Below are 14766 nucleotides of genomic sequence, written 5' to 3'. Positions count from 1 at the left end.
AAATTTAAAAAAATTCTAATATTCTTATGAATATTAGAATTTTTGAGTTTTAGAATTTATAGTGATAATTTATACCAAAGATGGGAGGAAGGTTTTTGAGTGAATTTATCAAAAGCTTATCTAAAGAAATACGTAAAAATGAAATGTTTGAAGATAAAAATATTCAGCTTCTAAGATTTCAATTTTTTAAGAAAAGTGATACTTTGAAAATTGTTTTAAGATCTATAGATCCATTGAATTCAAGTGAAGAGGAAGAATTAAAATCTTTAATACTAAAAAAATTAGGAATAGACATAAACATAGAAATCTTATGCTATAGAGATGTAACTAATTGTACAGTTAAAGAAATAGGTACTGAGCATTGGACATCAGTAGTAGAAGAAGCTGCACGAAAATATCCTTTAAGCAGGCATCTTTTATATTCAGCTAAAAGAGAAATTAAAGATAATATTATATGTGTATATTCAGGGAATACTACTGTTATAAATCATACAGTTAATAAAAAAGTAGATTTAGAAATTGAAAGTAGAATTAAAGATATATTTAATAGGACAGTACGTATTGAATTTAAGTATGATCATAATTTATCTATAGAAGATGAATATGAAAATAGAAAGATTGAAGAGAATAAGCAAATAGTAAAAGAAGTAATGAAAAATAGAAATATATCATCTCAAAATACAACTGAGAAAAAATCAAATGATTCTAATGGTGCAAATGCTGAAAATAAGCAAGAAAAGAAAAAAGAATTCCAGACATATAAGAGAGCTCCGAAAGATGAAAATACAGTTTTAGGAGGAGCAATTAAAATAGAAGCAACTAATATAAGTGAAATAGATGAAAGAAGTGGCTATGTTGCAGTTATTGGAGAAGTTTTCAAGACAGAAGTTATTGAAACTAAGACAGGAAAAATTATTTTAACTTTCTTTATTACTGATTATACAAGTTCAATTGCAGTAAAATGTTTCTTAAAACCTCAGGATACAGAAGCTGTACTTAATGAAGTCAAAAAAAGCTTTTACTGTAAAGTTAGAGGTGAAGCAGTATATGATACATATTCTAGAGAAGTTGTAATAATGGGAAGAGACATAAATAGAATGAAAAAGATTGAGAAGATGGATGCAGCACCTAAAAAAAGAGTTGAACTTCATCTTCATACTACAATGAGCACTATGGATGGAGTCGCATCTGCATCAAAACTAATTGAAAGAGCTGCTAAATGGGGACATCCGGCAATAGCTATTACAGATCATGGTGGAGTTCAAGCATATCCAGAAGCACAAAGTGCTGCAAAGAAAAATAATATAAAGGTACTTTATGGTGTAGAAGCATATTTGGTTGATGATGGCGTTCCTATTGTAATAAATGAAAAGGGCGATTCATTAGACGATACTTATGTTGTTTTTGATATAGAAACTACTGGTTTTTCACCAGTAAATGATAAAATCATAGAAATTGGAGCAGTAAAAATACAAAATGGAGAAGTAATAGATAACTTTAGTCACTTTGTAAATCCTAAAAGAAATATACCGTATGAAATAACTAAGCTTACAAGTATAAATAATGATATGGTAAAGGATGCTGATACAATAGAAAATCTACTTCCTAAGTTCATGGAGTTTTGCAAAGGGTGTGTACTTGTTGCACATAATGCAGCATTTGATACAGGATTTATAAAGAAAAATTGTAGAGATCTTAATTTGAAGTTTGATTCATCAATAGTTGATACAGTTCCTCTTGCAAGATTCTTATATCCAGAGTTGAAAAAGGTTAAATTAAATATTGTAGCAAAACATCTTGGTATATCTCTTGAGAATCACCATAGAGCTGTAGATGATGCGAAGGCTACGGCTGAGATATTATTAAAGATGTTTGAAAGATTGAAAGAGCATCATAATATAAATACATTAAAAGAATTAAATGATTTATTTGGAGCTAATTTTGATGTAAAAAAACAGACAACATATCATATAATATTGTTTGCAAAAAATCAGGCTGGTCTTAAGACTTTATATGAAATGATTTCAGATGCACATTTAAATAATTTCTTTAAAAGACCAAGAACTAAAAAAAGTGAAATAGCTAAAAATAGAGAAAACCTTATAGTTGGTTCAGCATGTGAAGGTGGAGAAGTTTATAGATCGATTTTAGATGGTAAAAGTGATGAAGAAATAAAAGAAATAATGTCCTTTTATGATTATCTAGAAATACAGCCTCTTGGAAATAATCAATATTTAATAGAAAAAGGTATGGTTAATGGAATAGAAGAGCTTGAAGCTATAAATAAGAAAATTTATGATTTGGGCAGAGAAATAAATAAATTAACAGTAGCAACATGTGACGTGCATTTTATTGATCATCAGGATGAAGTGTTTAGAAGAATAATTATGGCAGGTCAAGGATTTAAGGATTGTGATAATCAACCTCCACTTTATTTTAGAACAACAGAAGAAATGCTTAAGGAATTTAATTATTTAGGAAAAGATATTGCAAATGAAGTTGTTATTGAAAATACAAATAAGATTGCAGAGTTAATAGAACCTGTAAAGCCTATTCCAGATGAAACTTTTCCGCCTAAAATAGAAGGAGCAGAAGATGAAATAAGAAATATGACAATGAATAAGGTCCACAGCATATATGGAGAGAATCTGCCGGAAGTAGTCCAAAAAAGATTAGATAGAGAGCTAAACTCTATTATTAATAATGGTTACGCTGTTCTTTATCTTATTGCACAAAAGCTAGTTGCAAAGTCTACTGAAGATGGATACCTTGTTGGATCAAGAGGGTCTGTTGGTTCATCGTTTGTAGCAACAATGTCAGATATTACTGAAGTTAACGGACTTCCTCCACACTATGTTTGTCCTAACTGTAAGAAATCAGAGTTCTTTTTAGATGGATCTGTAAGTTCTGGTGCAGATTTGGATGATAAGAATTGTCCAGATTGTAATACACCATATAAAAAGGATGGTCATGATATACCATTTGAAACCTTTCTTGGATTTGAAGGTGATAAAGAACCAGATATTGACCTTAACTTTTCAGGAGAATATCAAGGTGTTGTTCATAGATATACAGAAGTACTTTTTGGTAAGGGCCATACATTTAAAGCGGGAACCATTGGTACTGTTGCTGAAAAGACTGCTTATGGATATGTGAAAAAATACCTTGATGAAAGAAATATTCGTGTTCCTCAAGCAGAAATTGAAAGACTTACCATTGGATGTACAGGAATTAAAAGAACTACAGGACAACATCCAGGTGGAATAATGGTTGTACCAGCAGATAATGAAATTTGTAATTTCTGTCCTGTACAACATCCGGCAGATGATAATGATACTGATGTTATAACAACACATTTTGATTATCATTCTATTTCAGGAAGGCTTTTAAAACTTGATATCCTTGGGCATGATGATCCTACTGTACTTAGAATGCTTCAAGATATAACTGGGCTTGATCCTAAAATAATACCATTAAATGACAAAAAGGTATTAAGTTTATTTACTTCACCAGAAGCTCTTGGAGTTACCAGAGAAGAACTTGAATGTGAAGTTGGAAGTTATGGACTTCCTGAGTTTGGAACAAAGTTTGTTAGGCAGATGCTTGTAGATACTCAGCCAAAAACTTTTTCGGATTTAGTCAGAATATCTGGTCTTTCACATGGCACAGACGTTTGGCTTAATAATGCCCAATATTATATAAAAGAGGGTTTTACTACACTTAGAGATTGTATAGCAACAAGAGATGATATTATGGTATATTTAATGTATAAGGACCTTCCACCTAAAACTGCATTTACCATAATGGAGAAGGTTAGAAAAGGAAAAGGTCTTTCAGAAGATGATGAAAAGTTAATGAGGGAACGTAATGTTCCAGAGTGGTATATAGGTTCATGTAAAAAAATTAAATACATGTTCCCAAAAGGGCATGCTGTTGCATATGTCATGATGGCAATTAGGATAGCTTATTATAAAGTTTATTATCCAGAAGCGTATTATGCTACATACTTTACTGTACGTGCGGATGATTTTGACGCCAATTTAATATGTCTTGGAGAAGGTGCTGTATATGCAAAGCTTCAAGAATTGTATGGACTTGGAAATAATGCAAGTGTAAAAGACAAAGGACTTATTACAGTGCTTGAACTATGCTTTGAAGCATATAAAAGAGGAATAAAATTTTTAAGAGTTGATCTATATAAATCAGAGGCTACAAAGTTTATAATTGAAGAAGGCGCACTTAGACCACCGTTAAATGCAGTACCAGGTGTTGCAGATAATGCTGGAAAAAGTATAGTTGAAGCAAGAAAAAATGGTGAATTTATTTCAAAAGAGGATTTAAGAATAAGAGCAGGTGTATCAAAAACAGTAATAGAGGGTCTTACATCACATGGATGTTTAGATGGTATGTCTGAGACGAATCAATTGTCACTATTTTAGCAAACAGCTAACATTATGCTTGAATTTTAAAAGCTTATATGTTATTATATAAATAGTTTAAAGCTAATATGCAGAAAAAAAGGAGTGGGACATTGCCCGCTCCTTATGTTTGTAAACGCAACTTCTTTAATGATAGTTGCGTTTTTGATTACAAATTTTAAAATTGCATAAACTAAAAACAAAATGCAGTTTTAATATTGAAAGGTGGCGCTAATATGAGTAAAGATGCATTAATTGAAAAAATTGAAGCATTTGTAAAACCTATTGTTTCAGACTTAGATTATATTCTATATCATATAGAATATGTAAAAGAAAATGGAGAGTTCTATTTAAGAATATATATAGATAAAGAAGATGGCAGAATATCACTTAATGATTGTGAAGCTGTTTCAAGACAAGTAAGTGATATATTAGATGTTGAAGATCCTATAAAGGATCCATATTATCTAGAAGTATCATCTCCAGGAGTTAATAGAACGCTCTATACAGAAGAACATTTTAAAAAAGTTATTGGAAGTGAAGTACTTATAAAACTAACAGGTTCAATTAATGGAATGAAGAACATTAAAGGAATTCTTAAATGTGTAGATATTAATGAAGTTGTAGTTGAAGATAATGGAGAAGAAGTTCAAATTCCAAAAGAAAAAATAAAAACAGCAAACATAGAAGGCGAAATATAAATTTAAGGAGGGTATTAAAATGAATGAAGAGTTTGTAGGTGCTCTTAAGGAATTAGTTAAAGAGAAAGGAATTTCAGAGGATTTACTCTTTACAACAATACAAGATGCATTAGTTGCAGCATATAAAAAGAACTATGCTAACTTACATACTAATGCACAAAATGTAAAGGTAATAATGGATAGAGAAACTGGTGAAATTAAAGTATATTCACAAAAAGTAGTTGTAGATGAAGTGTATGATGATGTTACAGAAATTTCACTTGAAGATGCAAAAACAATAAGACCAACACTTGAAGTTGATGATATTGTCGATTTAGAGGTTACACCAAAAAATTTTGGAAGAGTAGCTGCACAGCTTGCTAAGCAAGTTGTAACTCAAAGAATCAAAGAAGCTGAAAGAAGCATAATTTATGATGAGTACAAAGAAAAAGAATTTGATATTATAACAGGAACAATTCTAAGAAAAGATAAAGGAATGGTTTTTGTTAATTTAGGAAAATTAGAAGGAGTTATAGGTCCTAACGAACAAATTCCAAATGAGGAATATAAATTCAATGAAAAGTTAAAACTATATATTGTGGAAGTAAAGAATGGAAGTAAAGGACCTCAAATACATGTTTCAAGAACACATCCAGGATTAGTTAAAAGATTATTTGAACTTGAAGTTCCTGAAATTTTTGAAGGTGTAGTTGAAATTAAGAGCATTTCAAGAGAAGCAGGTTCAAGAAGCAAAATTGCTGTATACTCAAATGATGAAGAAGTAGATCCAATGGGAGCTTGTGTTGGACCTAAGGGTGTGAGAGTACAAAATATAGTTAATGAACTTAAAAATGAAAAAATTGATATAATTAAATATAGTAAGGACCCTGCAGAATTTATAGCAAATTCTTTAAGCCCTGCCAAAGTACTTAGTGTAGAAGTGAATGAAGAAAATAAGTCGGCAAAAGTAGTTGTTGATGATAATCAGCTTTCACTTGCAATAGGTAAAGAAGGTCAAAATGTAAGACTTGCAGCTAAGCTTACAAATTGGAAAATAGATATAAAGAGTAAATCTCAAAAAGAAGCTCTTGAAGAAGAAGAAGAAAAGTTATTAAATACAGAAGTGATAATTGAAGATGAAGATACTACTGATTTTACTGAAACAGAAGTAGAAATACAAGAATAGAGAGGTGCTTTTCATGAAGGTTAAAAAAATTCCTTTAAGAATGTGCACTGGTTGCATGGAAATGAAACCAAAGAAAGAACTCATTAGAGTTGTAAAAACTCCAGAAGGTGAAGTGTGTGTAGATTTAACAGGTAAAAAGTCCGGAAGAGGAGCATACATTTGTAAAGATACTGAATGTCTTGAAAAGGCATTTAAAGCTAAAAGGTTAAGTAGAAATTTAGATATCCCGATAAGTGATCAAATTTATGAAAGATTAAAGGAAGAAGTTAATAATGGATAAATTTTTTAATTTTTTAGGAATAGCAAAGAAAAGTGGTTCTTTGGTAGAGGGATATAGTAAATGTGATGATTTAAGAAATAAAAACAATTTTTATTTGTTTATAATGTCAAAAGACTTATCAGAATCATCAAAAAAGAAATTTATAAAACATTGTACAGAAAAAAACATACCATATATTGTAGAATTCTCAAAGTTTGAATTAGGAAATCCAATTGGTCGTGATGAAATTATGATTTTAGGAATCTTAGATAAAAATATAGCAGAGAAATTAAGCATGTTATATGAGGAGGAAAAAATATATGAGTAGAAAATAATACGGGGGTGACTACATGTCAAAAATAAGAGTACATGAATTAGCAAAGGAACTTAATATAGGTTCAAAGGAATTAATAACATTATTAATGGAAGAGTTTGGTGTTGAAGTTAAAAATCATATGAGCACTATAGAAGATGAAGATGCTGCATTAATAAAGGAACTTTATGCAGGAAAAGGTGAAGTGTCTGTGGAAGGCAGTGAATCTAAAACTATAGTAGATGAATATGAAGATCAACTAGCAGAAGAACTTAATAAAGGCCAAAAAAAGAAAAAGAAAACAAGAAGAGAAGTTGAAGCAGAAAAGAAAGCTGCTGAAGAAGCAAATAATGTTGGAATTATTGAAATTGGTGAAAGCATTACTGTTAAAGAATTAGCTGAAAAATTAAATAAACCAACTAATGATGTAATAAGAACACTTATATTTAAAGGTGTAATGGCTGCAATAAATCAAGAAATTGATTTTGAAACAGCAGAAAAGGTATGTACTGAGTATGAAGTACTAGCAGAAAAAAAAGAAGAAAGTCAAGAACTTGAAGTACTTGAAATAGAAGAGGATGATGAAGAAAATCTTAAAAAGAGACCACCAATAGTAACTGTAATGGGGCATGTTGACCATGGTAAAACATCTTTACTTGATTGTATAAGAAAAGCAAAGGTTACAGATTCAGAAGCAGGTGGTATAACACAACATATAGGTGCATATACTATAACTTTAAATGGCGAAGCTATAACATTCTTAGATACACCAGGACATGAAGCCTTTACAGCTATGAGAGCTAGAGGTGCGCAAGTTACTGATATAGTTATATTAGTTGTTGCAGCAGATGATGGAATAATGCCACAAACTAAAGAAGCGATAGACCACTGTAAAGCTGCAGGTGTACCAATGATAGTAGCTATAAATAAAATAGATAAACCAGGTGCTAATCCAGATAGAGTAAAGCAAGAACTTGCTGAACAAGGATTGCTTGTTGAATCTTGGGGTGGAGATGTTATTTCAGAAGAAGTATCTGCAAAACAAAATTTAAATATTGATAAATTACTTGAAATGGTACTTTTAAGTGCTGAAATGCTTGAATTAAAAGCTAATGAAAACAGAAAAGCTAAAGGTACTGTAATAGAAGCTAAACTTGATAAAGGTAGAGGTGCAGTTGCAACATTATTAGTTCAAAATGGAACTTTACATGTTGGAGACTCTATTTTAGTAGGTTCTACATATGGTAGAATAAGAGCTATGTTTGATGATACAGGTAAGAAAATAAAGACTGCAGGACCATCTATTCCGGTAGAAGTACTTGGACTATCAGAAGTTCCTGAAGCAGGAGATAGATTTAATCAAGTAAAAGATGAAAAGACAGCTAGAAATATGGCTGATTCTAGAAAGCAAAAATTAAAAGCAGAAACGCTTCAAGCTAGTCATAGAGTTTCTTTAGAAGATTTATATAGTCAAATTAAAGAAGGAAAAGTTAAAGAGCTTGCAATTATAGTTAAAGCTGATGTTCAAGGTTCAGTTGAAGCTATTAAATCATCATTAGAAAAGCTTTCTACAGATGATGTAAAGGTAAGAGTTATACATGGTGGTGTTGGAGCTATAAGTGAAACAGACATAACACTTGCAGCAGCATCTAATGCAATAGTTATAGGATTTAATGTAAGACCAGATAATAATGCTATAACTCAAGCAGAAAAAGAAGGCGTAGATATAAAAACTTATAGAATTATATACGATGCAATTGAAGATGTTAAATCAGCTATGATAGGTATGCTTGAACCTGAATATAAGGAAGTAGTTTTAGGTAGTGCAGAAATAAGAGAAACATATAAAATTTCTAATGTAGGAACAATTGCAGGGTGCTATGTGTTAAATGGAAAGCTTCAAAGAAATTCTGAAGTACGTGTAATTAGAGAAGGAATAGTTATATTTGAATCTAGCCTATCTTCCCTTAAGAGATTTAAAGATGACGTTAAGGAAGTAAATAGCGGATATGAATGTGGGCTTACAGTTGAAAAGTTCAATGATATAAAAGAAGGAGATATTGTTGAATGTTTCAAAATGGAGGCAATTAAAAGAAAAGAACTTTAAAGAGGTGAAGTATAGTGGCAAATTATAGAGGTGGGAGAATTAACGAAGAATTTAAACGTGAGATAAGTAATTTAATTCAAAATGAAATTAAGGATCCCAGAATTACAGCTATGATTTCAGTGACTGATGTTAAAGTTACTAAGGACCTAAGATATGCTAAAGTATATGTAAGTATATTCTGTAGTAGCGAGGATGAAAAGAAAAATAATTTAGACGCATTAAAAGGTGCAAGTGGATTTGTAAGAAAAGAAGTAGGGCGCAGAATAAACTTAAGGCATACTCCAGAAATATTATTTGAAATAGATGATTCAATAAACTACGGAATGCATATGGATGAACTAATACAAAGGATCAGTAAAAAAGATGAATAGTATTAAAGATGTAAAAGAAGAAATTTTAAAAGCAAATAAAATTGGATTATCATTTCATGCATCACCAGATGGGGATGCAACGGGAAGTGCACTTGGATTATTAAATGGATTAAGACAATTAAATAAGGATGCCTATATTATATCAAGAGACGTTATCTCAGATAACCTCTCTTTTCTTCCTTTAAGTGAGACTATAGATAAAGAAATAACTAAACCTACAAATGATACGGATTTAGTAATAATATTAGATTGCGGAAATGTAGAAAGAATAAGTGCTGATTTAACTTATTATGATGGAAAGATAATTAATATAGATCACCATGTATCTAATGAGATGTATGGCTTTATAAATTATGTGGATACAAAAGCAGCTGCAACTAGCGAAATAGTATATTTATTATTAAAGGAAATTGGTATAGATTTTACATCACAATGTAATGAGATAATAAATATAGGAAAATGTATTTATACAGGTATAGTTACAGATACAGGATCATATAGGCACTCAAATGTTACACAAAGAACTCATGAAATATCAAGTGAATTGATTGCACTTGGTGTAGATAATTCTAAAATTCACAGTAATCTTTTTGATAATAAACCGTTTGATAAAGTTAAATTAATGGGATGTGCTTTATCAAATATAGAATTACAACTTGATGGTAAGGTATCTGTTATTGAAATAACAAAAAATATGATAGATGAATTGAATCTTCCAAATACGGATACTTCAGATATTATTTCAATAGGTCTTTCTATAAAAGGTGTGGAAGTAGCACTTTTATTAAAAGAAGTAGATGAAGGAGTAAAAGCAAGTTTAAGATCAAAAAATAATGTTGATGTTAGAAAAGTTGCTGAAAATTTTGGGGGCGGCGGACATGTAAAAGCAGCAGGGGTTATGCAGAGGGCTGTTACTTTAAAAGTTGCTAAAGAAAATCTTCTAAAAGTATTAAAAGAACAAATGAAGTTATAATTATGAAATGGAAGTCAGCATATGAATGGAATATTAAATATATATAAAAACAAAGGCATGTCTTCTTTTGATGTGGTTAGAAAAGTTAAATTTGTAGCAAAGGAAAGAAAAGTTGGGCATACGGGAACGTTAGATCCAGAGGCAACAGGGGTTTTACCGGTTTGCCTTGGAAAAGCTACAAAGATAATCGACTATATTATGAATTCAAATAAAGTATATGAAGTAAAGTTTTTATTAGGTATAAAAACTACTACTTATGATTTAGAAGGAGAAGTAATAGAAAAAAAAGACATTTCCAATATAACTCATGAAGATGTTCTATCTGCTATTGAATACTTTGTTGGTGAATATGATCAGGTTCCGCCAATGTATTCTGCACTTAAGAAAAATGGTGTAAGATTATATGATTTAGCAAGACAAGGCATTGAGGTAGAAAGAGAAGCAAGACGAGTAAATATACTAGATATAAATAATATAAAGATAGAATTGCCATATGTTTCTATGAAAGTAACTTGCACCAAAGGTACATATATACGTAGTCTTTGTTATGACATTGGGGAAAAATTAAATGTTGGAGCAACTATGTGTGAATTAAACAGATGCAGTACATCTGTTTTTTATGAAGAAAATAGTGTTAACATTGATGAGTTAAATGAAGAAAATATTAATAATAATTTAATTACAATAGAAGAAGCACTTTCGTTTTATCCAAAACTAACTGTTAAAAGTTCATTTACAAAACTTCTTATAAATGGAGTAAAAGTATTTGATAAGAGATTAACTAATGAAAAAGTTGAAAAAGATGTTTTATATAGAGTTTACGATGATAAAGAAACATTTATAGGTCTTGGAAAACAAGATAATGAAGGTTTTAAGATAGTAAAATTATTACTTTAAAATTAGGAGCATAATTATGATTGTTATAGATAACTATTCCGAAAAGATATTAGAATCGAATAATTATGTGGCCCTTGGAAGCTTTGATGGTCTTCATAAGGGGCATCTATCTCTTATTAATAAAGCTGTAGAAGTTGCAGAAAAGAAAAATGGGAAAAGCATGGTATTTACTTTTAAAAATCATCCTAGATGTTTTATGGATAGAGGTTTTTGCTCAAAACTTATCATGGAAAATGAAAAAAAGATAGAAATTCTAGAAGATGAGAAAGTAGATATATTATGCTTTAAAGATTTTGACACAGAGTTTATGAAATTAACACCAAAAGAATTTATACAGTTATTAATAGACAAGTATAATGCTAAAGGAATTATAGTGGGATTTAATTATAAATTTGGCTATAAAAATTTGGGGAATGTAAAGTTACTTGAAGAACTTAAAGAGATATTTAATTATGAATTGTACGTTATTGATAAATGTTTATATGATGGTGATGTTATAAGCAGTACTAGAATTAGAAATTTAATTTTAGAAGGAGATGTTTCTGAAGCAGCAGAAATGCTTTCTAGACCATATTCATTAACTGGTGAAGTAGTTCATGGAAGAAAGATTGGAAGAACTATGGGGTTCCCAACAGCTAACTTAGATATAAATAAAAATTTAATTTTACCTAAAGTAGGTGTATATTATACTAATGTTAAGGTGAATAATAATATATATAAAGGAATTACTAATATAGGTAATAATCCGACAGTTAATGGAAAGAAAATAACTATTGAAACATATATATTAGATTTTGATGAAGATATATATGGTGAGCATATAGAGGTTAGTTTCATTAAGAAAATTAGAGATGGAAAAAAATTCAATGGCTTGCAAGAGCTTAAAGAAGAATTAGAGAGAAATAAAGAATTCGCTAGAAATGAGAAACTATATATATAGTATTTGATAATTTAGTTTACAATAATCTTTACTTTTGTTATAATACAAAAGGAACCTAATCCTAAGTTTAAAGGTGCCGTCTTTATACTTGGAGTTAGGCGATAATATATAAATACGCGGAGGTACTTATAATGGATAAGGCAAAGAAATTAGAAATAATCAAAAAGTTTGGAAGAGATGAACACGATACTGGTTCTCCAGAAGTTCAAGTAGCATTATTAACTGAAAGAATAAATGCATTACAAGAACATTTCAAAGTTCATAAGAAAGATCACCATTCAAGAAGAGGTCTTTTAAAGATGGTTGGTCAAAGAAGAGGTCTTCTAAACTACTTAAGTAAACAAGATATCGAAAGATACAGAGCTTTAGTTAAAGAATTAGGTTTAAGAAGATAATTTCAAGAGCGGAGGTTTCCGCTCTATTATTTTAAAATAATTAAAAATTTAATAATATTTTAATACCTAAAAAGGAGGTATGTATTACATGAATAATGTATTAACAACTGAAATTGCTGGAAAAGAGCTAAAAGTTGAATTTGGTAAAGTGGGAATGTTATCAAATGCGGCAACTTTTACAAGCTATGGTGATACAGTAATTTTAACAAATGTAAATGCATCTGAAGAGCCAAGAGAAGGAATTGATTTCTTTCCTTTAAGTGTTGAATATGAAGAAAGATTATATGCCGTAGGTAAAATTCCAGGTGGATTTATAAAAAGAGAAGGTAAACCATCAGAAAAATCAATATTAAATGGTAGAGCAGTTGATAGAACTATACGACCTTTATTTCCAAAGGGTTACAGAAATGATGTTCAAGTAGTATGTACAGTTGTATCAGTTGAAAAAGATGTACTACCAGAAATCTTAGCAATTAATGCAGCATCGCTTGCATTATGTCTTTCAAGCATACCATATACAATCCCAGCAGCAGCAGTTCAAGTAGGACTAATAAATGGTGAATTTATTACAAATCCAGATTCAGAAGGTAGAAAAGAAAGTACACTTCATCTAACAGTTTGTGCTACTAAAGAAAAAGTTATGATGATAGAAGCTGGTGGAGATGAAATTCCAGAGGATATAATGATTGCAGCAATCAAATATGGATTTGATGAATGCCAAAAAATAATTTCATTCCAAGAAGAAGCAATGGCTAAGTTTGGTAAGAAAAAAGATGAGCCTGAGTTTTATAAGGTGGATGAAGAAGTAGAAAAAGATATAAAAGAGTTTGCTCAAGATATGGTTTATGAAGCAATGCATATCACAGATAAAGATAAAAGAAATGCAGCTATTGATGCCATAAACGAGAAAGTACAAGAAGAATTTGGCGAAAAATATGCTGAAAAATTAGCAGACATAAAGGAAGTTCTTTACACTATGCAAAAGAAAGTAGTAAGGAATATGCTTTTAAATGAAAAGCGCAGACCAGATGGAAGAGCATTTGATGAAGTAAGGCCACTTGGATGTGAAGTTGGGATACTTCCAAGAACTCATGGAACAGGTTTATTTACAAGAGGATTAACTCAAGTTATGACTGTTGCAACACTTGGATCAATAAGCGAAATACAAATTTTAGATGGTATTGATGAAGCTGAATCTAAGAGATATATACATCATTATAATTTTCCAGGATACAGTGTTGGAGAAGTTAAGCCATTAAGAGGTCCAGGAAGAAGAGAAATAGGCCATGGAGCTTTAGCAGAAAGAGCACTTGAACCATTAATACCAAGTGAAGAAGAATTTCCATATACTATTAGATTAGTATCAGAAGTATTAAGCTCAAATGGTTCAACATCACAAGCTTCAGTTTGTGGTTCTACTTTAGCATTACTTGATGCAGGTGTACCAATAAAAAGACCAGCAGCTGGTATAGCAATGGGACTTATAACTTCAGAGGATTGTAGTCAAGAACAAGTTTTAACTGATATTCAAGGCATTGAAGATTTTTTTGGAGATATGGATTTTAAAGTAGCAGGTACTACTGAAGGAATAACATCAATTCAAGTTGATACAAAACTTCAAGGATTTAGTTTTAATGTTGTAGAAAATGCTATAAGAGATGCAAGAAAAGCTAGACTTACAATACTTAAAAAGATTGAAGAATGTATCCCTGAACCAAGAAAAGATGTTTCTATATATGCGCCAAAAACTGAAACTATGAAGATTGATCCAGAGAAGATTAGAGATGTAATTGGTGCTGGTGGTAAGGTTATTAATAAAATAATAGCTGACACTGGTGTGAAAATAGACATTAAAGAAGATGGAACTGTATTTGTAAGCTCTGCAGATCATGATGGAGTTAATGCTGCTATGAAGATAATAGAAGGATTAACTAAAGAAGTAGCAGCAGGCGAGGTATACTTAGGAAAAGTTACGAAAATAACTACATTTGGGGCTTTTGTAGAAATATTACCTAATAAAGAAGGATTGGTTCATATTTCTAAGTTAGCTAAGGAAAGAGTCGAAAAAGTGGAAGATGTTGTTTCAGTTGGAGATGAAATTTTAGTTAAAGTTACAGAAATAGATAATCAAGGACGAATTAATCTTTCAAGAAAAGATGCTTTATTAGATAAAGAAAAAAAAGAAGATAAATAGAGAAGGGCAATCTATATTGCCTTTTTTTTATAG

12 protein-coding genes are annotated in these 14766 nt (G+C 30.5%); all 12 read left to right on the top strand.

From position 1 onward, the window contains the following. Window positions 1-80: 80 nt before the first annotated feature. The gene (locus tag CNEONATNEC86_RS14660; RefSeq protein WP_159136313.1) at window positions 81-4439 is read left to right on the top strand and encodes a PolC-type DNA polymerase III; all 4359 of its coding nucleotides are present in this window, start codon (window positions 81-83) and stop codon (window positions 4437-4439) included. Window positions 4440-4654: 215 nt separating this feature from the next. Beyond that, a complete protein-coding gene (gene rimP / locus CNEONATNEC86_RS14655) occupies window positions 4655-5119 on the top strand; it encodes a ribosome maturation factor RimP (protein WP_159136312.1) in 465 nt (154 codons plus the stop codon). Between the two features lie 19 nt (window positions 5120-5138). Next, window positions 5139-6284 carry a transcription termination factor NusA gene (nusA, locus tag CNEONATNEC86_RS14650; RefSeq protein WP_159136311.1) on the top strand — a complete coding sequence of 382 codons (1146 nt, stop codon included), beginning with the start codon at window positions 5139-5141 and terminating at the stop codon, window positions 6282-6284. Between the two features lie 13 nt (window positions 6285-6297). Continuing rightward, window positions 6298-6564: an RNase P modulator RnpM gene (rnpM, locus tag CNEONATNEC86_RS14645; protein WP_159136310.1), complete on the top strand. Its 267-nt coding sequence runs from the start codon at window positions 6298-6300 to the stop codon at window positions 6562-6564. Beyond that, the gene (locus CNEONATNEC86_RS14640) at window positions 6557-6871 is read left to right on the top strand and encodes a 50S ribosomal protein L7ae-like protein (protein ID WP_058295923.1); all 315 of its coding nucleotides are present in this window, start codon (window positions 6557-6559) and stop codon (window positions 6869-6871) included. The genes rnpM and CNEONATNEC86_RS14640 overlap by 8 nt, the downstream gene beginning before the upstream one ends. Window positions 6872-6893: 22 nt before the next feature. Next, window positions 6894-8963 carry a translation initiation factor IF-2 gene (gene infB / locus CNEONATNEC86_RS14635; protein ID WP_058295922.1) on the top strand — a complete coding sequence of 690 codons (2070 nt, stop codon included), beginning with the start codon at window positions 6894-6896 and terminating at the stop codon, window positions 8961-8963. Between the two features lie 14 nt (window positions 8964-8977). Next, window positions 8978-9334 carry a 30S ribosome-binding factor RbfA gene (rbfA, locus tag CNEONATNEC86_RS14630; RefSeq protein ID WP_058295921.1) on the top strand — a complete coding sequence of 119 codons (357 nt, stop codon included), beginning with the start codon at window positions 8978-8980 and terminating at the stop codon, window positions 9332-9334. Further along, a complete protein-coding gene (locus tag CNEONATNEC86_RS14625; protein ID WP_058295920.1) occupies window positions 9327-10307 on the top strand; it encodes a DHH family phosphoesterase in 981 nt (326 codons plus the stop codon). The genes rbfA and CNEONATNEC86_RS14625 overlap by 8 nt, the downstream gene beginning before the upstream one ends. Window positions 10308-10328: 21 nt before the next feature. Beyond that, on the top strand, window positions 10329-11204 hold the full coding sequence (truB, locus tag CNEONATNEC86_RS14620) for a tRNA pseudouridine(55) synthase TruB (protein ID WP_058295919.1): 876 nt from the start codon (window positions 10329-10331) through the stop codon (window positions 11202-11204). Between the two features lie 16 nt (window positions 11205-11220). After that, the gene (locus CNEONATNEC86_RS14615) at window positions 11221-12144 is read left to right on the top strand and encodes a bifunctional riboflavin kinase/FAD synthetase (RefSeq protein ID WP_058295918.1); all 924 of its coding nucleotides are present in this window, start codon (window positions 11221-11223) and stop codon (window positions 12142-12144) included. Window positions 12145-12275: 131 nt separating this feature from the next. Next, window positions 12276-12539, top strand: a complete 264-nt coding sequence (gene rpsO, locus CNEONATNEC86_RS14610; RefSeq protein ID WP_058295917.1) for a 30S ribosomal protein S15 — start codon at window positions 12276-12278, stop codon at window positions 12537-12539. Between the two features lie 88 nt (window positions 12540-12627). Further along, the gene (locus CNEONATNEC86_RS14605; protein ID WP_125148729.1) at window positions 12628-14733 is read left to right on the top strand and encodes a polyribonucleotide nucleotidyltransferase; all 2106 of its coding nucleotides are present in this window, start codon (window positions 12628-12630) and stop codon (window positions 14731-14733) included. The last annotated feature ends 33 nt before the right edge of the window (window positions 14734-14766 follow it).

The sequence above is a fragment of the Clostridium neonatale genome, from assembly GCF_900465025.1.
Lineage (GTDB): Bacteria > Bacillota > Clostridia > Clostridiales > Clostridiaceae > Clostridium > Clostridium neonatale.
The sequence above is the reverse complement of the archived record's forward strand: the minus strand, read 5'-3'. Positions and strand labels throughout refer to the sequence as shown.

Bases quoted from the DNA above. Each gene is read 5' to 3' on its own strand.
- CNEONATNEC86_RS14660 (WP_159136313.1), top strand. From the start codon at position 81: ATGGGAGGAAGGTTTTTGAGTGAATTTATCAAAAGCTTATCTAAAGAA.
- rimP (WP_159136312.1), top strand. From the start codon at position 4,655: ATGAGTAAAGATGCATTAATTGAAAAAATTGAAGCATTTGTAAAACCT.
- nusA (WP_159136311.1), top strand. From the start codon at position 5,139: ATGAATGAAGAGTTTGTAGGTGCTCTTAAGGAATTAGTTAAAGAGAAA.
- rnpM (WP_159136310.1), top strand. From the start codon at position 6,298: ATGAAGGTTAAAAAAATTCCTTTAAGAATGTGCACTGGTTGCATGGAA.
- CNEONATNEC86_RS14640 (WP_058295923.1), top strand. From the start codon at position 6,557: ATGGATAAATTTTTTAATTTTTTAGGAATAGCAAAGAAAAGTGGTTCT.
- infB (WP_058295922.1), top strand. From the start codon at position 6,894: ATGTCAAAAATAAGAGTACATGAATTAGCAAAGGAACTTAATATAGGT.
- CNEONATNEC86_RS14625 (WP_058295920.1), top strand. From the start codon at position 9,327: ATGAATAGTATTAAAGATGTAAAAGAAGAAATTTTAAAAGCAAATAAA.
- truB (WP_058295919.1), top strand. From the start codon at position 10,329: ATGAATGGAATATTAAATATATATAAAAACAAAGGCATGTCTTCTTTT.
- CNEONATNEC86_RS14615 (WP_058295918.1), top strand. From the start codon at position 11,221: ATGATTGTTATAGATAACTATTCCGAAAAGATATTAGAATCGAATAAT.
- rpsO (WP_058295917.1), top strand. From the start codon at position 12,276: ATGGATAAGGCAAAGAAATTAGAAATAATCAAAAAGTTTGGAAGAGAT.
- CNEONATNEC86_RS14605 (WP_125148729.1), top strand. From the start codon at position 12,628: ATGAATAATGTATTAACAACTGAAATTGCTGGAAAAGAGCTAAAAGTT.